This is a genomic window from Haloferax sp. Atlit-4N (assembly GCF_003383025.1).
GTDB lineage: Archaea > Halobacteriota > Halobacteria > Halobacteriales > Haloferacaceae > Haloferax > Haloferax gibbonsii.
In genome coordinates, this window is the sequence record NZ_PSYY01000004.1 from 1 (window position 1) to 20843 (window position 20843).

A 20843-nucleotide genomic window follows, 5' to 3' on the forward strand; every position below is an offset into this window, starting at 1 on the left:
CGACGACGACGTTCCGAAGCTGGTTCGAGAACGAGTCGTAGACGAGAAGCGCCCAGCCGCCGGCCGCGCCGGCCGCCGCTTCGAATTCGCCCTTCCAGGCTTCGTAGGAGCCGAAGTCCTCCGCGATGCGCTCTGCGAGCGCACCCTCGGGCTCGTCGCCGCCTTCCGGCGACATGTTCTGCCAGAACAGGTCGTGCAGGATGTGTCCCGAGCCGTTGTGGGTGACGTTACGAAGCGCGCCGGCAGACGAGCCGAACTCGCCTGCTTCGCGGTTCTCGGCGAGGGTCTCCTCGGCCGCGTTCCAGCCGTTGACGTAGCCCTGATGGTGGGTGTCGTGATGCCACGTCAGCACCTGCTCGGAGATGTGGGGCTCAAGTGCGTCGTACTCGTACGGGAGGGGGTCAAGTTCGTAGTCTGACATTGGTGTTCGCAGCTAGACCGAGGGACCGAACACACATGTACTTTCGCTGAACGCGATTTACGTAGTGGATGTGATAGTTCGCGCTCGCACCTCGACCCACGATTTACTAGCTCTTGGGGGAGTGTCTGCGGGCCGACGAGTAGGACGCTTTCAAACAGACGAATCCGAGTCGTTCGTCTGGTTCGAGATTTGGGAAGACGCACTCTGCGGGCGGAATAAAACCGTGGTTTCGCGGAGTTGTCGTTCGTGTTTGGTAGCCAACAATTTATTATAGTAGACCGCCGTCACGAACTGACGTGCTCGAAGAGTTCAACTATTCGTCATTACAATCTGATGGAGCGGTTCCTCCCTCTGAACCGGGCCCTATCGCACTCTCGGTGTCAGACCTCCACAAGCAGTACGAGGGTAGCGATGGTCGGGTCACGGCAGTCGAGCAAGTGGACTTCGACATCGAGCGGGGCACCGCCGTCGGGTTGCTCGGACCCAATGGTGCCGGGAAGACGACCACGATTAAATCGTTGCTCGGCCTCATCGTTCCCACAAACGGAACGGTCCAGATTCACGGGACTGACGTACATGACGAACCGGAGCGCGCGTACCAACACATCGGGGCGATGCTGGAGGGCGCTCGGAACGTCTACTGGCGGTTGACGGTTCGGGAGAATATGCGGTTTTTCGCGGCACTCGCCGGAGAGTCGACGGGGCAAACAGAGCGACGTCAACAGGAACTGCTCGAGAAGTTTGGGCTCACAGACAAAGCTGACTCGACCGTCAGAGAACTCTCACGGGGCGAAAAGCAGAAAGTCTCGCTCGCCTGCACGCTCGCGAGGGACGCCGACGTCGTTCTGCTGGACGAGCCGACGCTCGGACTCGATGTCGAGAGTTCGCTCGAGCTGCGCAAGGAGCTTCGTCGTCTGGTCACGGACCAAGGAACGACGCTTCTCCTGTCGAGCCATGACATGGACGTCATCGAGGACATCTGCGATCGAGTTGTGGTGATGAATGACGGTGAGGTCGTCACTGACCAGAGCGTCTCGGACCTCCTCGATGTGTTCGACATACAGTCGTATCGTATCGTAGTCGATGGGACGCTCTCACAGCGGGTCCGTCAGTACCTCTCAGCTCAGTTCGACGCGGACTCGTTCGAGACGAGAGGTGATTCGACCCAGTTTTCGGTCCGCGTCAGCGGCGACGAGTTCTACCGACTCGTCGACGGACTGCGCGAGGTCGGGTGCGAAGTCGAGTCGTTCACTTCGGTCGAACCAGACCTCGAGGAGATATTCATCCAACTGACAAACCAGTCTTCGGAGGGCTCACTCGGATCTGGCCGCCCACCACAAATGGACACGCAGACATGAGTTCGGAGCCAGCGCACTCGACTAGCCTCGGTGGGACGAGGACACTCGTCGGCCTTGGTCGCCTCCTCTGGGAGGTCATCAGAAAACAGTTCACCGTGATGTTCCGGTACCGCGTGAACTTCGCCATCAACGTGGCGACGATGTACGTGTTCTTCGCCATCGTCTTCTTCGGCGGACAAGCGGTGGTGGGCGGAATCGGTGGGTCGCCACAATCGCTCGATTCGACGCTCAACGGCGTCATCGTCGGTTGGTTCCTCTGGACGATGGCGCAAGGCGCGTACTCCGGTCTCTCGGGGAACATCACACAGGAGTCCCAGTGGGGAACCCTCGAACAGCTATACATGTCTCCGTTCGGATTCGGCCGCGTCATGCTCCTGAAAGCGGCCTCGAACGTGATTCAGAGTATGGCTATCGGCGGAGTTATCCTCGTGCTCATGCTGGTGACTACGGGACGGACGCTCTCGGTCGACCTGCTCACTATCGCCCCCGTGGTAATCGCTTCGCTACTTTCGGTCGTCGGAATCGGGTTTGTGTTCGCGGGCCTCGCGCTTATCTACAAGCGAATCGGAGCGGTTTCGAACCTCATGCAGTTCGCGATGGTCGGTCTCGTGGGAGCCCCAACGGCAGACGTACCGGCCCTTCGGCTACTGCCGCTCGTCCAGGGGTCCGCGCTCCTCCAGCAATCGATGCGCCGCGGGATTCGGCTGTGGGAGTTCTCGGCCGAAGAACTGTCCGTCCTCCTCGGGGTCGGTGTCGGTTATCTCGTCTGCGGATACGTCGTCTTCAAGTACTGCTCGCGGGTCGCTCGTCGCCGCGGTGTCATGGGACACTACTGAGTGACACCCACCGACGGGGTATCGGCCAACTCTCCCCAGTGACGACACGAGCTGAATTTATAACTAATTGCCATTAGTTTTATAACATGTCGTTTAGATATACAATTTGATGTCAGTTGCATTGGACATCGGCATTGCACGTACTGTTGACAAATCACACTACGACGGCCTCTTCGGGTCGATCATCTCCGATAAGTTCGAGATGTCCCACGACAGCACCGGGACGGCGTCGTGCTACCTCCCGTGCCACACGGCCTCGAAGCTCCCCTGCTGCGACACCACCAACTGAGGTGTTCCCGAAGCTTCTCCGCGTCGCTCGACCGCGGAGAAGCCCATCGGTTTTTCTGACGGCTCGCAGGCGCTTTCCGATTCACTCCGTAGCGTACCGATTCACATCCACTATGACGACATCGACAGCTGACGAGATGGTGTTCACACAACAACAACGTCGCGAAATCGCCGGTCGCGCCCGGACGCTCCACGAGCGTCTCGAAGGTCCCTCCAATGACTCCGGCCCCGACCCCGAGATATCTCCGACGACGATTCTGGACGAGTGGGAGGGACTTTTCGCCGACGAAGAACAGTTCACCGAGCGGTTGGCGGCCGACGGAATCCAGCGGGCAGATGCCGAAGCCCAGTTGGCGGCCACGAAGTGGCCAAGCGACGTGCCGCTCCCGGCGTGGATCGAGACGATCGAAGAACTAATCCAGTACCTCCGGGCTTCCGACCCGACGCGCTACTCGAGTACGCCGGACGACGTCCCGTTCCGGGAGCTTTTGACCGGGTTCAGCGAGTTCGCGCGCGGTCGGCTCGGTACGCTCTCCGTTCCGGACGAGTCGGTCGAGCCGCTGGTCGAAGGGCTGACCAGACGGTTCCACGCGCTCTGTGTCCGGCCGCTGTACGTCGAATTCAAGAGCTTCGTAGAGCACTTCGACCCCGAACTGGCTGCGGCCGACCCCGACGAGTTCGACGATCCGCCGACCGAGTACTACGAGGAGTTCATCGACGCAATGTTCGCACACGGGATATCTAACCTCTGCGTCGAGTACCCTGTTCTCGCCCGACAAATTGCCGTCATTATCGACAACTGGGTCGACGCGATTTCCGAACTCTGCCAGCGGATTCGAGACGACGCTCCCTCGCTCAGGGAGCGGTTCGGCATCGACGGTTCGGTGACCTCGCTCGAACCGCTCTCGACGGACGCGCACGCCAAGGGCCGAATTCCGGTCCGCGTTTCGTTCGGTTCGACGGACGTCATCTACAAACCGAGAGGCGTCGACGGGGGTGTGGCCCTGTACGAAGTGCTCGAACGAGTAAGCGAACGCACGTCCGTCACGACCTTTCGGTCGCCGGAATACCTCCCCAGAGACAGCTACGGGTGGATGGAGCCGATAGCGTACGACGACTTAGCCGATACCGACGCAGTACGGCGGTACTACGAGCAAGCGGGCGTCCTCACTTGCGTCGCGTACGCGCTCAACATGACCGACTGCCAGTACGAGAACCTGCTCGTCGACGGTGAGAGCCCGATGGTCGTCGACGGCGAGACGGTTTTCCACCCCTACGTTGATCCGGCGGCCATGCCGACGCCCACGGAAGTGTCCACGGTCGCCCACAGTACGATACTCTCTACGCTCTTGGCACCGTGGTCGGTCGGCGACCCGCGCACCCCGAGCGACGACGATGCAGGCGTTCCCCACGCCGGTTTCGGTAGTTCGAGTGAGCGGGCGTTCAAAGACGTCTCCAAACCCGGTATCGAAGCGGCGAACACGGACGTCATGACGGTAGAGGAGGTCCGGCCAGAGGTCAACCTGACCACGAACACCGCGAGTACTACAGACGGTGACCACCCGCCGGTTTCGTACACCGAGGCGCTTGGCGAGGGATTCACCGAAGCGTACGACGCCATCCGCTCGTTACACGAAAACGGCGCGTTCTTCGGCGAGGTGTTGCCTTCCAGCCTCGTCGACGGCATTGAGAACCGGTTGGTGTACCGGGCGACGGCTCGATACGGCTCGATTCTCCGGTCGGCGGCCGCCCGCGACCCGCTCCGAGACGGGGCCCGTCTCTCGGTCGAGTACGAGAAGCTCGCTGTTCCCTTCTTCGACGGTCGAATCGACGCCGACCAGTACTGGCCGCTGTACGCGGCCGAGCGGAGGGCGCTCCGCCGCCGCGACTTCCCGCGGTTCGCGTCGTCGCCGACGAGCAGCACAGTCGTTCACGATGGGAAGGAGTTACCCGTTGACGTCGATACGCCCGGCTTTCACCGATGTCGACAGCGGGTCGACTCGATGAACGACGACGACCGCGACCGGCAGGCGTGGCTGCTCCAGTACGCGTTCGGGCCGCAAGTACCGGGTCCCGCACCCGAGCCCGACGTCTCCGCCAATACGTTCGAGGCGACCGCGAGGACCCTGTTCGAGGAGGTTCTGGACGCCGGTATTGAGACGCCAGACGGCGACGCTTGGGTGTCGATCTCGCCGACGGAGACGGGAATCGACCTCTATCCGACGGACTTCTCGCTGTACCACGGGCGCGGTGGTATCGCGCTGGCGGCCGCAGCGCTCTTCGAGACTACGGGCGAGACGCGCTATCGAACCGTGGCGGAAGAAATCTTATCACCCATACTCGACGCCATCGAAGACGGTGGCCCGCCGCCGAACCTGGGTGGGATGCTCGGCGTCGGGTCGGTCGTATACACGCTTACGGTCATCTCGGAGCTTCTCGACGCCGACGAATACCGCCGCGCCGCGCGGTCCGCCGCGGACGTCGTCACGGAGTCCCACGTAATGAACGACGAAACGTTCGACGTACTGGAGGGGGTTGGTGGGACCGTTCTTGGCCTCCTCGCGTACTACGACCGGCACGGCGACGAGTCCGTTCTCGACCGGGCAGTCGCGTGCGGAGAGCGCCTCCTTGATGGCCGCGTGCTGGAAGACGGCTACCGAGTGTGGCGAACTGCCGAGGACGAGCCGCCACTCACGGGGTTCTCACACGGCGCGTGCGGAATCGGCTACGCGCTCGCCCGCCTCGCCGAGGCGACAGGGGACGAACGGTTCTTGGACGCAACGCGCGAGGCACTCGCCTTCGAATCGGCGCTGTACGACCCGAACCGGAACAACTGGGCGAAATCGCACGAGGACACGAGCTATGATGATAAGTGGTGCCACGGTCGGTCGGGGATGGCACTCGCTCGGCTCGGCATCGCAGACGCACTCGACGACAGCGACCTCCACAACGCCGCGATTGACGCGCTCTCGGAGACCGCGCGAGCCGAGCCGTCGAACATGGACCACGTCTGCTGCGGGAACTTCGGGCGGGTCGAAGCGCTTCTCGTCGGTGCGCGCCGCGGGACCCTCGACGGATCACACGCAATCGGACTGGCCCGCCGGTGTCTCACTCGGAGAGACGCCCACGGCGAGTTTTCGATGACTGGACACACGGCGACCTTTCCGAACCCGATGTTCTTCCACGGTCTCTCCGGCGTCGTCTACTCGCTATTACGATTAGAGAACCCCGAACAACTTCCTTCTGTTCTCCTCTTGGAGTGAGTGGGGGACCTCAACTCACCCGTCGTCGCCGACCCGAGCGTCGTCGAGTTCGGCCTGCACCGCGCCCCACGACACCGGCGGTTCGAACGCGGCCAGCGTCGCCTCGAACGACTCGATTCGCGCCCCGTACTCGTCGGTCCACGACGGCCGGGCGAGGTCGCCGAGTCGCCCGCGGAGCCGTTCCACGCGGGCGTCGAGTTCGTCGAGGTCGACGGCGGCGTCGCCGAGACCGTCGTCCTCCCCGGCCGACTCGGGAGCCAGTTCCCGCAGGTCGGCGAGTTCGGCTCGCACGTCCTCGACCAGCAGGTCCGAAACGCGGGCGCGGAGCGCGGCGTTGTACCATTCGGTCGCGCGGTCATCGCCTCCCGCTTCGGGCGTGTCGGCGTCCTTCCCGTCGGCGACGAACGCCACTCGGTCGGCGAGCCCGTCGAGCGACTGTTCGAGCGCCGCCACGTCGCCGTCGAGCCCGCGCACGCGAACGTCGTGGGTCGACAGCCACCGCTCGAACTCCTCGATGTCGAGTTGTACGTTGTCCGCGTGCGTGGTGAGCGCCTGCGCTTCTGACGCGACCTCCCGGAGCCCGAGCACGGTGTCGTAGACGGACCGGGGGTCGCCGCGCCACCCGGAGAGCCCCTGTACACTCTCGCCGAGCGATTCGACCCGCTCGGTCGCGTTCGAGACCTTCGCCTCGAACACGTCGAGACGGGAGCGAACGGCACCGACGGCCGCGTCGTCGCCGGCGGCCTCGCGGGCGTCGTCGAGGTCGATGGACGCGAGTTCGACGCGGGTCTCCGCGGTCGAGAGAATCATCGACGTGTCCGTGACCGCCGAGTCGACGCCGTCGGCCGTCACGATGCCGTCTTCGGTCACGTGGTCGAGCACCGCGCGAACGGTGTCGGGGTCTCGGGACTCGTCGGCGTCCACGACGCGCTCGACCGCCGCGGGTTTCGACAGACCGACGATACGTTCTGAGCCGGTGGTTCCGTCCTGCTGGGCCATCGTGCGTACGTATCTCGGGACCCGTTATATTTTCTGTCGTCTCGATTACGTTCGAGTATATAGGTCTCGGTACCGATGTGTGCGCTAATATCGGACTATTTCGACTCTTAGTGTTACGTTGAACTCTGATAGAACTAAAGTGGTATTATAAACGCATTTTATTTAAAACCGGGTCTGACCACGTGATGGCGCAAGATTCCAAGAAGTTGGCAGGCAGCGTATCACGTCGGCAGTTCCTCGTCGCATCGAGCGCGGCGGGCGTCGCGGGGCTCGCCGGTTGTTCGGGGCAGTCGAACCCCGAGACCGACGCGCCGGCGACCGAAGAAGAAGAGACGGACGCTCCGGAGACCACGACCTCGACCCCCGAGGAGACGACCGAATCGAGCGCGCCGCAGATGCTCACCGCCGAGGGCTCCTCGACGGTGTATCCCATCGCGAACAAGGGAAGCTCCTACTGGAACTCCAACGCGCCGCCGAGCGACGGCGAGTACTGGGGTTCGACCGACGAGGCGTCCGTCCCCGGGTGGGACGAGATTGAGACGGACCTCCGCCTCGCCGACTACTTCGCGAGCCTCTACGGCTTCGAGCCGACCGACACGCAGGCGAACCCGCCGTTCGCCACCAGCATCGGCCTGAGCCACTCCGGAACGGGCTGTAAGTCCGTCCGCGACGGCCTCGTCGACATCGGTAACTCGTCGGGTCCCATCACGGCGGAACTCGGCATCAGCGAAGAAGAGCGCGACGCGAACTACGTGGACCACGTCCTCGGCCGCGACGGCCAGCCCGTCGTCGTCTCGAAGGACGTCTCCGACGCAGGCGTGACGGAACTCACCGGCGAAGAAGTTCGCAAGATCTACCAGGACGAAATTACCAACTGGAGCGAAGTCGGCGGTCACGACCAGGAAATCTACGTGGTCGGCCGCGCGGAAGGCTCCGGGACGGACACCTCGTTCCGCCTCAACATGCTCGGCAGCGCCGACGCCTCGATGGAAGGCGTCGACACCCGGAAGGGCCAGAACCAGCAGGTCGCGACCGTCGTCCAGCAGAACGACGGTGCCATCGCGTACATGGCACTCGCGTTCACCGGCCCGCAGGTCCAGCCCATCGGCATCGAATTCGAGGGCACGCTCTACGCGCCGGACAAGAGCGCGGAGCACACCATCTTCGACAGCGACTACCCGCTCAACCGCGACCTCCACCAGTACACGACCATCACGGAGGACACCCCGAGCGGGACGGACATGCGCGAAGCCGCGTTCATGAACATGTTCCTGACCACGTTCGGTCAGAAGCTGTTCGTCGAGGACAACAACTACATCCCACTTCCCGACAAGGACCTTCAGTCCGAGAAGGACAAGCTTCCGAGCCAAGCGTAACGCGACTCGGACGCGGTAGCGGTTCCTGAACCTCGTTCTTTCCATTCATCGACGCTCCAATCATGAACGTACTTCCAGACTCCGACGGTGCCGGCCTCCGAGCGACGGCTCGGCGAGGGCTCCGGCGCGGTCGCGACTTCGTCGACGAGACGCCACCGGACGCGCTCGTCACGGTCACGGTCGCGGCGGTGTCGCTCCTCGCGGCGTTCGCGGGCTTTCTGGCCGTCTCCTCGCTGACAGCTATCCCGTTCGCGGTGTTCCTCGTCGCGACGGGCTACGGCTGGCTCAGACACCAAGAATTGACAGCGCGCGTGCTCACGCTGACGACGACGGTCTCGACCATCCTCGTCCTCGGGCTCATCCTCGTCTTCATCTTCGCGGAGGCGTGGCCGACCGTGCAGTACGCGACCGTGAACGTCTTCGGCGTGCCGATTCCGGGCCTGCGACTCTTCATCGAGACGCGCTGGAGTCCGGTGACGCCGCCGATTCAGTACTCGCTCGTCCCGATGATTCACGGGACGGTGCTCGTCACCATCATCGCGACGGCGGTCGCCGCCCCGCTGGGCGTGGCCGCGGCGCTCTTCCTCAGCGAAATCGCCCCGCGGACCGTCCGCGAACTCGTCAAACCGGGTGTCGAGATTCTGGCGGGCATCCCATCCATCGTCTACGGTTTCATCGGCTTTACCATCCTCAGCCCGTGGGCGGCCGACCAGTTCGACATCCTCGGGCAGGGAACGTACCTGTTCGTCGGCATCGTCGTCGGCCTGATGGCGCTCCCGACGGTCGTCTCGGTCGCCGAAGACGCGCTCAACAGCGTCCCCGAGTCGATGAAAAGCGGATCGCTCGCTCTCGGCACGACCGACTGGCAGACGATGACCTCCATCACGTTGCCGGCGGCGTTCTCGGGCGTCTCGGCCGCGGTCCTCCTCGGCGTGGGCCGCGCCATCGGCGAGACGATGGCGGCGACCGTGATGCTCCGCGGCAGTCCGGGGCTCACGAAGCCGCTGTACAACGTCTTCTACGGTAACGACACGCTCACGTCGCTCATCGCGGCGAACTACGGCGACGCCGACGGCCTCCAGCTCTCGGCGCTGTTCGTCGCGGGCGTCATCCTGTTCGTCACGGTGCTGTTCCTCAGCATCGGCTCGCAGTACATCGAGGCGCGCATGCGCCGGAAGCTCGGAGGTGCCGAATAATGGCGAGTGCGACCGACACCGCGCTCGTCAGCGAGGACACCTCCGAGACAGAAGCGGTCGCCGCCGGCGCGGTGGGACTGGCGGCGGTGCTGTTCGCCCTCTCGCTCGCGTCGGTGTTCGAACTCGTGACCATCACCGACCCCGTGGCGGGCGTGCCGATGGTCGCGCTCCTCGGCGGACTGTTGGTCGTTCTCGGCTTCGCCGTCGTCACCTTCGGCGTCGGCTCCCGCCTCGGCTACGTCGCCACCGACCCCAGACCGACCGCCGGGCTTCTCGCCTCTGGGACGTTCGGCCTCATCTGGTTCGTCGTCGGCGGGCTGGTCGCCTCGCAGACGCTCGGGCTCGGGACGGCCGGGTGGGTCGTCGCGTCGCTCGTCACCGGCGGGGCCGCGTTCGCGGTGAGCGCGGTCCCCCGCGAGGACATCGGCTCGACGCTCCCCGCCGGCGCGCTGGCCGTCTTCGCCGGCGTCGTCTTCCTCACCGGCGTCATCGGGCCGTCGTGGGTCTGGGACCTCGGGTGGGAACAGCAGGCGTCGTTCAACGCCGAGTTCACGATTCCGGTCCTGACGGCGTTCTGTTCCCTGCTCGTCGGCTGGGCCGCCGCGAAGGCCTACGGCGGGTTCGGCGCGCGCGGCCGCCACATCGGCGCGTACGTCCTCGTCTACCTGAACGCCATCTCCATCATCGCGCTGCTGTTCCTTCTCGTCGCGTTCACGGTCCTGAAGGGCCTGCCGGGGCTGTTCAAGGGCCTCGCGCTCGGCGCGGGTGCGGGCCCCGAAGTGACGCTGGTCGGCGTGACGTTCTCGCTTCCCGTCTCGTGGCCGTTCGTGATGAACGGCGTCGCGCTCCTCAACGACGTGAACGGCGTCCTCCCGGCCATCGTGGGCACGATTTGGCTCGTCGTCGGCGCGGTGCTGTTCGCCGTTCCGCTCGGTATCGGCGCGGCGGTCTTCATCACCGAGTACGCGGACCGCGGGCGCTTCACGCAGGTCGTCGAAATCGCAACCAACGGCCTGTGGAGCACGCCCAGCATCGTCTTCGGGCTGTTCGGACTGGCGTTCCTCGTCCCGCGGCTCGGCAACCGGAAGTCGCTGCTGGCGGGGATGCTCACGCTCGGCTTCATGCTCCTCCCGCTCGTCGTCATCACGAGTCGGGAGTCGATGCTGGCGGTCCCCGACGAGTACCGCGACGCGAGCGCGGCCCTCGGTGTCACGAAGTGGCAGACCGTTCGGAGCATCGTCCTCCCGGCGGCGCTTCCGGGCATCGTCACGGGTATCATCCTCGGGGTCGGCCGCATCGCCGGTGAGACCGCGCCCATTCTCCTGACCATGTCGGGGAGCGTCGCCCCGCCGGGCAGCCAGACGGTCGACGTGCTCGGCGGCTTCCAGCTCCAGTCTGCGCCGCCGTTCGTCACCAACCCCGAACTGATGCAGGCGACCTCGGCGCTCCCGTATCAGCTCTACTCGCTTATCACCGCGGGCGTCGGGGAGTCGTCGAACATCAGCGCCATCGACGAGTTCCGGTGGGCGACGGCGCTCATCCTGCTCGTGGTCGTCTTGGGCTTCTACGCGGTCGGCATCGCGACGCGGTACTACTTCCGGAGTAAACTTCAGCACGACTAACCATGAGTGAAACCAGACAGACGACGGACGACGCACAGGCGACGACGGACAGCGAACTCGCCGGCGGCGCGAGCCCCGGCACCGACCAGCCGCTCGAAGTCACGAGCGGCGAGACGCGCGAGCGGACCCGCGAGGAGTGGGTCGAACACGAGTTCGAGGGCGAGGCGAAGCTCTCGGTCTCCGACCTCGACGTGTACTACGGCGACGACCACGCGCTGAAGAGCGTCTCGATGGAGATTCCCGAAAACAGCGTCACGGCGCTCATCGGCCCCTCCGGCTGCGGGAAGTCGACGTTCCTCCGGTGTCTCAACCGGATGAACGACCGTATCAAGGCCGCGAGCATCGACGGCTCGGTCCGACTCGAAGGAGAGGAAATCTACCAGGACGGCGTCAACCTCGTCGAACTCCGCAAGCGCGTCGGGATGGTGTTCCAGTCGCCGAACCCGTTCCCGAAGAGCATCGCGGACAACATCTCCTACGGCCCGCGGAAGCACGGCGACCTCGACACCGGCCTGCTCGCCAACTTACTCGGCCGGAGCGACGACGACGCGGTCGACGAACTCGTCGAGCGCTCCCTCCGACAGGCGGCGCTGTGGGACGAGGTGAACGACCGCCTCGACGACAACGCGCTCGGCCTCTCCGGCGGCCAGCAACAGCGGCTCTGCATCGCCCGCGCGCTGGCGACCGACCCCGAAGTGCTGCTCATGGACGAGCCCGCCTCGGCGCTCGACCCCATCGCGACCTCGAAAATCGAGGACCTCGTCCACGACCTCGCCGAGGAGTACACGGTCGTCATCGTCACCCACAACATGCAGCAGGCGGCGCGCATCTCGGACCAGACGGCGGTGTTCCTCACCGGCGGCGAACTCGTCGAGTACGGCGACACCGACCAGGTGTTCGAAGACCCCCAGAGCCAGCGCGTCGAGGACTACATCAGCGGGAAGTTCGGGTAGTCGACGCCAGACTCACACCCGCCGTCTCGACCCGGACAGACCGCCGACCCGCCCGCCCGTCCCCGCGGCCGGCAACGCTCGCTTCTCGCCAGTCGAGCTACCCGTCGAGGCGGGGTCGGCGTCACCGCGGAACTGGCATTCAGACAACACGAACTCAGACAGCCAACACAATGGAGACACGCAAGATTCAGCAGGTCAGCAACGGGACGTTCACCGTCTCGCTCCCCCGAGAGTGGGCGGACGGTGAGGGCATCACCGCCGGAACCGTCGTCAACCTCCACACGCACCTCGACGGGATGTTAGTCGTGCAGGCTCCCGAGTGCGAGGACGATTCGTCGATGCAGTTCACGGTGACTGTCGGTGGGAGCGACGCGGACGGCGCGGACGGCGGAGTCGACCCCGCAGGCGGCGACTTCCTCGAACAGACGCTCCGGGCGGCCTACGCCGCCGGGTCGAAACAGGTCGTCATCGAGGCCGACGGGACGTTCGACGCCGAACAGCGACAGGCCGTCAGGCGGGTCGCACGGAACCTCGTCGGCGTGACCATCACGGAGGAGTCGGACACCGCCGTCACGGTGCGGAACGTCCTCGACGCGAACGAGGTCTCTATCCGCCAGTCGGTCCGACAGCTCCAGTTCGTCGCCGTTTCGATGCACCGCGACGCGACCGCCGCGCTCACCGGTGCCGCCCCCCTCGACGGCTTCGCGGAGCGCGACGACCGCGCCGACCGCCTGTTCGCCATGGTCGACCGGCACTTCACCCGCGGGCTCGACCGCCTCGACGAGGTGGACGCCCTCGGAGAGACGCGCCCGGAGCTGTTCCGACTCCACACCGCGGCCCGCGAGTTAGAGCGCGTCGCCGACCAGGCCGAGCGAATCGCCGCCGTCGCGTCGGCGGTTCCCGACCCGCTTCCTCCCGCAGTCGCCGACGAGGTGTCCGAACTCGCCGAGTTGGTCCCGGCGTCGCTCGAATCAGCGGTGCAGGTCGCCCTCGAAGGCGACGACCCCGACGCGGCGCGGGAGGCGCTGGCGGCGCGCGACCGGGTCTGCGAGGGCGTCGCCGACGCGGAGCGACGGCTGTTCGAGGAGGTCGACGCTGACGCGAACTACCGGTTCGCGCACGCGCTCCACGCGCTCGAACGAACTGCCGAACACGCCGGTAACGTCGCCGAGGTCGGGCTCAGGACGGCGGTCCGAACCCGAAACATGGACGAGCGCCCGACCCGCGAGGACGGGACCGAGTCCGCAGGACACTCCCAGAGCGCCTGACGCGGTCGGTGTCCCGCGTCTGTCGGAGCCCGCGGTTATCGCCGGGGTCGCCATCCGGGAAAGCTTATTAATTGACCGATTAATTAAACGAGACATCGACCATGAAGGGACTAACCGGAAAGACGGCAGTCGTAACGGGTGGCGGTTCGGGAATCGGGCGCGCGACGGCGGAGCGGTTCGCCGCGGAGGGCGTGAACGTCGTGGTCGCCGACGTCGTCGAGGAGACGGGCCGGGAGACGGTCGCCCGCATCGAGGCCGCCGGGAACGAAGCGACGTTCGTCGCCGTCGACGTCACCGACGCGGAGTCGGTCCGGCGAATGGTCAAAGTCGCGGTCGACAAGTACGGGAGCCTCGACATCGCGTTCAACAACGCCGGCATCCTCACCGGGTTCGCGGAGACGACGAGCATCAGCGACGAGCAGTGGCAGCGGCTCATCGACATCAACCTGAAGGGCGTCTGGACGTGCATGAAGGCCGAACTCCCCGTGCTGAAACGGCACGGCGGCGTCATCGTCAACACGGCGTCGGAGGCGGGTCTGGTCGGGATGGGCGGGCTGTCGAGCTACTCGGCGAGCAAACACGGCGTCGTCGGCCTGACGAAGTCGGTCGCGCTCGAGTACGCCGAACAGGGCGTCCGCGTCAACGCCATCGCGCCCGGCCCGACGAAGACGAACATCTCGTCCAGCATGTTCGACGACGGATTCCTGTCCTCGATACCGTTCCTGAGTAAGGTCGACAGGGTGGTTCAGATGCTCAAGATGGCGATTTCGACGATGCGGGCCGAATTCGACACGTCCGCCATGCGGGACGTTCCGATGGGTCGCGTCGCCGAACCCGAGGAGATGGCCGGGGCAGTTGCGTTCCTCTGTTCGTCCGACGCCTCGTTCATCACCGGACACACGTTGCCCGTCGATGGCGGGCAGGCGGCCGACTGAGCCGATGGCGACGAGCCGAGAGTACGTCGCGTTCGCCCTCCTCGGGCTGTTCGGGACGAACGCGGTCCCGCACCTGGTCAAAGGCATCACCGGGCAACGACACCAGACCCCGGCCGGAGAGGATTCGAGCGCCGTCGCGAACGTCGTTTGGGGGAGTGCGAACGCCGCGATTGCCGTCGGACTCGGGTGGCGAAACCGAGACGCGGTCACCCGAGGGACGCTCGCCACCGCGTTCGGGACGGGTGTCCTGTTCGCCGTCTCGCTTGCCTCGTACTGGAGCGAGGACGAATGAGACCCAAACGGCGGGACGCCGGTTGCGACTGCGTCGATGAGAATACTGAATACGGGCCGTGGACGAACTCGAACCACAGACGCGATGAGTGACAATCCCGGGACGAAACAGCGAATCAGGGAAGCCGCGTTCCGCGCGCTCTCCGAGCACGGATACGCGGACCTCACGATCAAGGACATCGGTGAGGAACTCGGACAGAACCCGTCGATTATCTACCACTACTTCGACAGCAAAGACGAACTGTTGCTCTCGATGCTCGACGACTTCGTCGGGATATTCGTCGGACAACGGTTGGAGCGACCGGTGACCGACGCGGGGGCAGAGCTTCGGACGTTCGTCGAACAGGTCCTCCACCCGTCTACCGCGCAGCTCGAAGCGGCCATGCACTCCCCGCCGGCCGATATCGAGACGGCCACCGCGCGAGTGTTCGTCGAGTTGTGGGCACACGCGACGTGGGACGACGCGTTCCGCGAAGAGACGACGCGAGTCGACGGGCGGATGCGGGACGCGCTCACGCACGTTATCGAAGCCGGCATCGAGAACGGGCAGTTCCGCCCCGTCGACCCGGAACTGACCGCCACCCACGTCCTCTTTCTGCTCAAGCAGGGACTGCACACCCGGTCGACGACGAACTGGGCCGACGCCGACGAACAGGCACGGGCCCTCATCGACGGAATTATCGCCGACATCTCCGCCGACAGCTGACACCGGTTCGGTGCCGCCGGTACCCCGCCGGTAACCGGCCTTTCCGCCTCTCCCACCCCGTAGCGCCGCCTCCAAACGCTGTGTGCCGTCACTCTCTCTCTCGAGAGCAGAAGCCAACAAGCCTATAACTGATTAATTGGTCAATTAACGCGTGCAGTCAACTGATTCAGTCGACAGTGCTCGCCAGTTACCGGCCGCGCTCCGAAGTCGCGACGCCCACCTCGCACCGTTCGAGTGGTACGCCGAGATGCGGCGTGATGCCCCAGTCCAGTACGACGAACAGCGCGAAACGTGGGACGTCTTCCGCTACGAGGACGTCGACCGCGTCCTCCGCGACCACGAGACGTTCTCGGCGGACCGCTCCGGCAGTAGCGCCAGCCTAGGGGACGACGCTGGGGGCGAGATGTCCGTTCTCAAAACGATGATTAGCACGGACCCGCCGGAGCACGAGCGCCTGCGGGGATTCGTCAACGAGCGCTTCCAACCCGGCGCGCTGCGCGAGTATCGGCCTCGACTCGAAGAACTCACCGACGAGTTAGTGGACGGACTCGAAACTCGGGACCAATTCGACTTCGTCGAATCGTTCGCCGTCCCGCTCCCGGTGACGGTCATCGCGGAACTACTGGGCATCCCCGCCGAACGCCGCGACCAGTTCAAGGAGTGGTCCGAAGCGCTCATCGCTCGCCCCGAAGAGCCGAGTGACGAAGCAGTCCAGCGGATGAAACGAAAGCGGGGGGCGGCGCAAAAGGAGATGGGTCAGTACTTCGCCAAACTCCTCACGGAACGACAGGGAGGCGACGGAGACGACCTCATCACGCTGGCGGCGACGACAGACGAACTGAGCCGGCAGGAGAAAATCGGGTTCTGTATGATTCTCCTCCTCGCGGGGAACATCACGACGACGAACCTCCTCACGAACGCCATCTGGTGTTTCGAGGAACAGGGCCTCACGGAGGCGGTCCGGTCCGGCGAGGTCAGCCGCAAGAAAGCCATCGAAGAGGTCCTCCGCTATCGCTCCCCGATACAGGAGATTCAGCGCATCGCAAGCGAAGACGTCGAAGTGGGCGGAAAGCGCATCTCGGCGGGCGAAGTCGTGAACGTCTGGGTGGGTGCCGCGAACCGCGACCCGGCGGTCTTCGACGACCCCGAGACGTTCCGCCCGGAGCGCAGACCGAACCAACACCTCGCGTTCGGGAAAGGCGTCCACTACTGTCTGGGCGCACCGCTCGCGCGCCTCGAAGCGGACACCGCACTCGACCGACTCCTCGCGCGTTTCGACAGTCTGGAAGCCGACCTGTCGGACCTCCACCCGCTCAACGGACACTACGGGCTTCAGTCGCTCCCATGTCGCGTGAACTAACGCGCGGGCGTCGAGACGCGCGTTCGCGCAGGGGAATCGCTCGCTCTCGTCGAGGATACAAACGACGCGCACCTCACCATTCGAGGAGCGTCCGAAGGCGAGGAACCGGTCTGTACGTCCGTCCGCGGTCGTCGAAGTAGGCCCGCGTCCGACGCTTACCGTCGACGATGAACCGAAGCCGGTCCCGCGGCGTTCGGTTCCGCAGGTGGAACGAACTCGCGGGGTCGAACACGAGTCCGCGCGCGTCCTTCCGACACCGACCGCGGATGAGTCGCTGTTCGAGCTTCGCGAGGTCCGCGTCGTGCCAGTGGACGAGGACGCACGCGGGCTGGCCGTCGACCGGCGTCACGTCGTCCGGCGGCGTCAGCCGGAGCCGACCGTCGCGGACGGTCGCGGACGAAACCGGCCAACTTCGGGGATACCCCGCGTCGTCGGTGACGGTCGCGACCACCCGGTCGTAGGTCTCCGCCTCTCCGCCGTCGACGCCGGCCGCGCTCCACGTCGGGACCGTCGTCGTGCCATCGGACGGGCGGGAATCGACCGCAGTCGGCCGAATCTCGATGAGAATCCGAAGCCCGTACCAGTCCAGAAGGAGCAGCCCGAGCCGCGTTCCGAGGAAGTCTGCCGCCTCGACCATCGCCTTCCGTTTCGGCGACGGCGGCTCGTCGCGGATGAGCCGCTCGACGACGGCGGTGTTCGCTTCCAGGTCGTCGTCTCGAACCGTCGCGCGTCCAGTGAGGTGCAATCGACCCTCGCCTTCGTGGAGCAGGAGCGACACCCGCGGGTTGGCCGCCGCTCGCTCGGCCTTCCCCGCGAACGCCGGCGCGGCCGTTACCACGACGACCTCCCGTTCGCGGTCGAAAAAGGGCGTGACCGGCACCACCGCCGGGCGGTCGTCGCGGGCCGTCGCGAACTCGGCCGTCAGCGAGTCGTACACGGCGTCTCGAATCCGGTCGGTCCCGGTGGACGCCGTCACGGACGACTCCGGGGGCGCGGCAATCGACCGGCCGCTTCCGGAGTAGCGGCAGGTGCCCAGCGTCGTCGCCAACGGTCAGTCATCTAATCCCCAGCCGCTCGTGCGCAGTCCCCGGAACGTCGACCGCAGTCCGCGCTCGGCCTCGCCGGGGTGTGGGAGTCCCAGCCGAAACGCGACCTCGTCCTGCCGCTTCGGCGGGTCGAACAGTTGCGGCTCAGACAGCCCCCAGACAGTCGGGGGCGGCGCTCCGGCCCCCGTGCGCTCGACGATGCCACCGACGGCTCGGCGGGCCGCCTCGTTCGCGCTCTCCATCGTCGCCAAGTCAGTGTCCGTGCGGACGTAGTCGGCCGCCAACACGAGGTTCGGTGCGTCGGTCACCGCGGGGGGTCGGTCTCGGAGCGAGCCGACCGTGTTGATCAACAGCGGTTCGTGGTTCTCCATGCCGTCGCCGGTCTCGACGATTGCGGGGTCGAGCACCCAGTCGTACAGGTACTCGGTCGAGAGCCGCTCCGCATCCCGGTTGAGGTGAGCCGTCAGTTGGTGCCAGACCTCGGTTTTGATCTCCTCGCGGCTACACTCGCGGGCCGGCTTGTCGTACACCGGCCCGGGGGTCTCCCAGTCCGAGATAATCGCGGAGAGGACCCCTCGAATCGAGCCGTCGGCACACGTCTCGATGTCGAACGGGCCGTCGTCCCAGAACTGGCGCTGCGAAATCGCGGTCAGCGCCCACGGGGAGTCTGTGTACGCCTGATGGCCGCGTGCGAGCGGCAGGTCCTCGGTGAGGTAGAACTGAATCCCGTTCATCCAAGCGGTGTCGAGTCGCCCGATGGCTCCGAGCGACGGGGCCGCCAGCCGGAGTTCCGGCGTCACCAACGACGCCATTACCTCGACCGGAAGCGCCGCCACGTAGTAGTCCGCGGTCACTCGCTCCCCGCCGGCGAGTTCGACGCCGGTGACGCGACGGCCGTCGGAGTCGATTTTCGCGACCGGCGACTCCGTTCGGACGGACACGCCCAGCGATTCCAGATAGGACTCCCACGGCGTAATCCAGACCTCGCTCGTCGGGCCGTTGAGCACCGCCTCGGTCGGTCGGTTGGGGTCAATCTGGTCGAGCATCAACTGCGCGTAGATCTGTCCGATGGTACGGGCGCTCCCCCGCTGGGGCTTCAGCGCGACGAGCGCCTGCGTGCTCTCGGCGAGGTGCTTGCGGTAGGCCGGTGACTGCGCCTCCGCGTCGACGAACTCCCACCACGACACGCGGTCGAGTTCCTGCTCGCGGCGCGCTCGACAGCTCGTCAGCAGCACCAGCAGGCGTCGTAAGAAGTAGTTCGTCTCGGCGGGGGTGATTTCGCCGCCCCCGATCGTCGGTTTGAGCGCGGCGACCCACTCCGCAATCGTGTTCGGCGTCCGCGTCTCGGACCGCATCTCTTCGCCCGTCGTCGTCGCGATGAGCGTTTCGTCCGTCTCGACGAGGTTGTCCGCGACCGTGCCCCCGGACGGCCGCGGGATTCGGCCGAGCGTGTCTCGGAGATTCCGATAAAAACCCGGGAAGAACCGAAATCCGTGTTCTGCCGGCAGCGAGTGACCGTCGTCACCGGAGGGGACCGAGAAGCTCCGAGCTTTCCCGCCCAGTCGCGATTTGGCCTCGTACACGGTCACGTCGAAGCCGCGTTCTCCGAGTTCGTGCGCCGCGCTCAGCCCGCCGACCCCTCCCCCGAGAACGGCGACTCGAAAACTGCCTGCTGACATACGCTACTCGTGGCGCAAGACGGAATAATTATTTGCAATATCGAAGCATCTGCCGTCTCAGCCGGCGAGAACCGAGCGACCCCGTCCCGTAGCAGAGAACGAGTGGACGGAGGCGACGAGAGCGTCGCTACAACGTGGTGGTGTCCTCGGGAACCGACGTCCAACACCGATTCCGAGCGTTGTCAGCGGAGACGAGCGGAGTATCAGAACAGAGGGGTATGTTCGCAAGTCGATAGACGAGCTCGCCGTGGCTCACGTAGTACCCCGACGGAATCGACGCATCGTGCTCCGAACGGTCGTAGTACGGGAGGTCCTCCAGTGCGGTCGTGACGGTCGCGTACTCGTCTCTGGCCAGTCTGAAATCCATCACGCTGTAGGGGTCTCGTCGGGTCACTCGGTCGAGCGCCCGCTGTATCAACTCCGCTCCGTCGAGTCGGTCGTCCGAGGCGGGAACGACCGCCGCGGCCTCCGGTGACGAGATGTGCATCACCGTGAGCACGCCCCCGTTGACTCCTTCGACGTTGAGACAGCCGCTCAGCGCGGCGACCGAACCGAGCCCGAGCGCTGCGAGTAGCGACCGCCGGTTCACGACGCTGTAACTCCGACGGAGTCACATCACCGTTCCGGTGCCCGGCGCGTTCCGACCGGGCCTCACGCGTCTTCGGGAACGAGGTTCGTCAGGACGCGGTCGCCGAGCAGGACGACGAGCGCCGCGCCGACGAGGTTAAAGACGAGGTCGAGCGCGGTGTCGACCCGGCCGTAGGAGACGAGCACGGGGTCGATACCGAGCGCGTCGGCCCCGCGGTGGATGGCGTACTCGGCGAGTTCCCAGAGCACGCCGGCGCAGACCACGACCGCGAGGACGCGAGTGGACGGGTCGCGGCCGCGGCGGCGCGAGAGGACGTGGACGACCCCGCCGAGAATCGTCGCCGAGTGGGCGTGGGTGAGGTGGTCCCACCACCACACGTCGTCGTAGGGGCCGAGCATCCCGACCGAGTGGGTCAGCATCGCCGACTCGACGTAGAGGCGCTGCCACGGACGGAACTCGACGCCGGCCAGTCGCTCGACGGCGACGGGGAGGAACGTGCCCGCGAGGGCGAACACGGCGTTCACCATCGCGGCCGGGTTGCGGCGGCGGAGCCCCGTCAGGAACACGGCGACGATGGCGGCCCTGATTCCGTCGTCTGGTCGCCGCCGTCCCGCTGAATCACTCGTCTCGGTCACGGTTGTTCTCACCGAGACTGTC

General features: G+C 65.6%; 19 protein-coding genes. 13 read left to right on the forward strand and 6 right to left on the reverse strand.

Going from position 1 to position 20843, the window contains the following annotated elements:
* Window positions 1-421: superoxide dismutase [Mn] (sod, locus tag C5C07_RS17560; protein WP_147302044.1), on the reverse strand; the 421-nt coding region annotated here is incomplete at its 3' end.
* 296 nt (window positions 422-717) lie between these two features.
* On the opposite strand from sod, the gene C5C07_RS17565 reads away from it, so the two are divergent.
* The 4 genes from C5C07_RS17565 (at window position 718) to C5C07_RS17580 (ending at window position 6166) form a co-directional block, all read left to right on the forward strand.
* On the forward strand, window positions 718-1779 hold the full coding sequence (locus C5C07_RS17565; protein WP_233510448.1) for an ABC transporter ATP-binding protein: 1062 nt from the start codon (window positions 718-720) through the stop codon (window positions 1777-1779).
* Window positions 1776-2615 carry an ABC transporter permease gene (locus tag C5C07_RS17570; RefSeq protein WP_082220718.1) on the forward strand — a complete coding sequence of 280 codons (840 nt, stop codon included), beginning with the start codon at window positions 1776-1778 and terminating at the stop codon, window positions 2613-2615. The genes C5C07_RS17565 and C5C07_RS17570 overlap by 4 nt, the downstream gene beginning before the upstream one ends.
* Window positions 2616-2724: 109 nt before the next feature.
* On the forward strand, window positions 2725-2904 hold the full coding sequence (locus C5C07_RS17575; protein WP_049968935.1) for a hypothetical protein: 180 nt from the start codon (window positions 2725-2727) through the stop codon (window positions 2902-2904).
* A 112-nt stretch (window positions 2905-3016) separates the two neighbouring features.
* Window positions 3017-6166 carry a type 2 lanthipeptide synthetase LanM family protein gene (locus C5C07_RS17580; protein ID WP_115805716.1) on the forward strand — a complete coding sequence of 1050 codons (3150 nt, stop codon included), beginning with the start codon at window positions 3017-3019 and terminating at the stop codon, window positions 6164-6166.
* Between the two features lie 15 nt (window positions 6167-6181).
* Here C5C07_RS17580 and C5C07_RS17585 read toward each other — a convergent pair whose 3' ends face one another.
* Window positions 6182-7165, reverse strand: a complete 984-nt coding sequence (locus C5C07_RS17585; protein ID WP_115805717.1) for a halo transducer protein — start codon at window positions 7163-7165, stop codon at window positions 6182-6184.
* A gap of 185 nt (window positions 7166-7350) precedes the next feature.
* Between C5C07_RS17585 and C5C07_RS17590 the strand changes: the two genes are divergently transcribed.
* The 9 genes from C5C07_RS17590 (at window position 7351) to C5C07_RS17630 (ending at window position 16872) form a co-directional block, all read left to right on the forward strand.
* The gene (locus C5C07_RS17590; RefSeq protein ID WP_004978400.1) at window positions 7351-8541 is read left to right on the forward strand and encodes a substrate-binding domain-containing protein; all 1191 of its coding nucleotides are present in this window, start codon (window positions 7351-7353) and stop codon (window positions 8539-8541) included.
* A gap of 62 nt (window positions 8542-8603) precedes the next feature.
* Complete coding sequence (gene pstC / locus C5C07_RS17595; protein WP_004978398.1) at window positions 8604-9737, forward strand: phosphate ABC transporter permease subunit PstC; 1134 nt, start codon at window positions 8604-8606, stop codon at window positions 9735-9737.
* Entirely contained in the window at window positions 9737-11359 is a 1623-nt protein-coding gene (pstA, locus tag C5C07_RS17600; RefSeq protein ID WP_115805718.1) for a phosphate ABC transporter permease PstA, read from the forward strand. The genes pstC and pstA overlap by 1 nt, the downstream gene beginning before the upstream one ends.
* A 2-nt stretch (window positions 11360-11361) precedes the next feature.
* Window positions 11362-12312: a phosphate ABC transporter ATP-binding protein PstB gene (gene pstB, locus C5C07_RS17605; protein ID WP_004978394.1), complete on the forward strand. Its 951-nt coding sequence runs from the start codon at window positions 11362-11364 to the stop codon at window positions 12310-12312.
* A 170-nt stretch (window positions 12313-12482) separates the two neighbouring features.
* Window positions 12483-13580: a phosphate uptake regulator PhoU gene (locus C5C07_RS17610; protein WP_115805719.1), complete on the forward strand. Its 1098-nt coding sequence runs from the start codon at window positions 12483-12485 to the stop codon at window positions 13578-13580.
* Window positions 13581-13681: 101 nt separating this feature from the next.
* On the forward strand, window positions 13682-14515 hold the full coding sequence (locus C5C07_RS17615) for an SDR family NAD(P)-dependent oxidoreductase (RefSeq protein ID WP_115805720.1): 834 nt from the start codon (window positions 13682-13684) through the stop codon (window positions 14513-14515).
* A gap of 4 nt (window positions 14516-14519) precedes the next feature.
* A complete protein-coding gene (locus C5C07_RS17620) occupies window positions 14520-14807 on the forward strand; it encodes a hypothetical protein (protein ID WP_004978387.1) in 288 nt (95 codons plus the stop codon).
* 84 nt (window positions 14808-14891) lie between these two features.
* Window positions 14892-15512: a TetR/AcrR family transcriptional regulator gene (locus C5C07_RS17625; RefSeq protein WP_004978385.1), complete on the forward strand. Its 621-nt coding sequence runs from the start codon at window positions 14892-14894 to the stop codon at window positions 15510-15512.
* A gap of 151 nt (window positions 15513-15663) precedes the next feature.
* On the forward strand, window positions 15664-16872 hold the full coding sequence (locus C5C07_RS17630; RefSeq protein WP_115805721.1) for a cytochrome P450: 1209 nt from the start codon (window positions 15664-15666) through the stop codon (window positions 16870-16872).
* Window positions 16873-16945: 73 nt separating this feature from the next.
* On the opposite strand, the gene C5C07_RS17635 is transcribed toward C5C07_RS17630, so the two are convergent.
* From C5C07_RS17635 to C5C07_RS17650, 4 genes are all read right to left on the reverse strand, one after another.
* Window positions 16946-17920: a pyridoxamine 5'-phosphate oxidase family protein gene (locus C5C07_RS17635; protein WP_231608402.1), complete on the reverse strand. Its 975-nt coding sequence runs from the start codon at window positions 17918-17920 to the stop codon at window positions 16946-16948.
* A 3-nt stretch (window positions 17921-17923) separates the two neighbouring features.
* Window positions 17924-19597 (reverse strand): FAD-dependent oxidoreductase, encoded by a 1674-nt coding sequence (locus C5C07_RS17640; protein WP_115805722.1) that lies wholly within the window; start codon window positions 19595-19597, stop codon window positions 17924-17926.
* Window positions 19598-19724: 127 nt separating this feature from the next.
* The gene (locus C5C07_RS17645; protein ID WP_233510449.1) at window positions 19725-20186 is read right to left on the reverse strand and encodes a hypothetical protein; all 462 of its coding nucleotides are present in this window, start codon (window positions 20184-20186) and stop codon (window positions 19725-19727) included.
* A gap of 62 nt (window positions 20187-20248) precedes the next feature.
* Window positions 20249-20833, reverse strand: a complete 585-nt coding sequence (locus tag C5C07_RS17650; protein ID WP_115805723.1) for a hypothetical protein — start codon at window positions 20831-20833, stop codon at window positions 20249-20251.
* Window positions 20834-20843 lie beyond the last annotated feature (10 nt).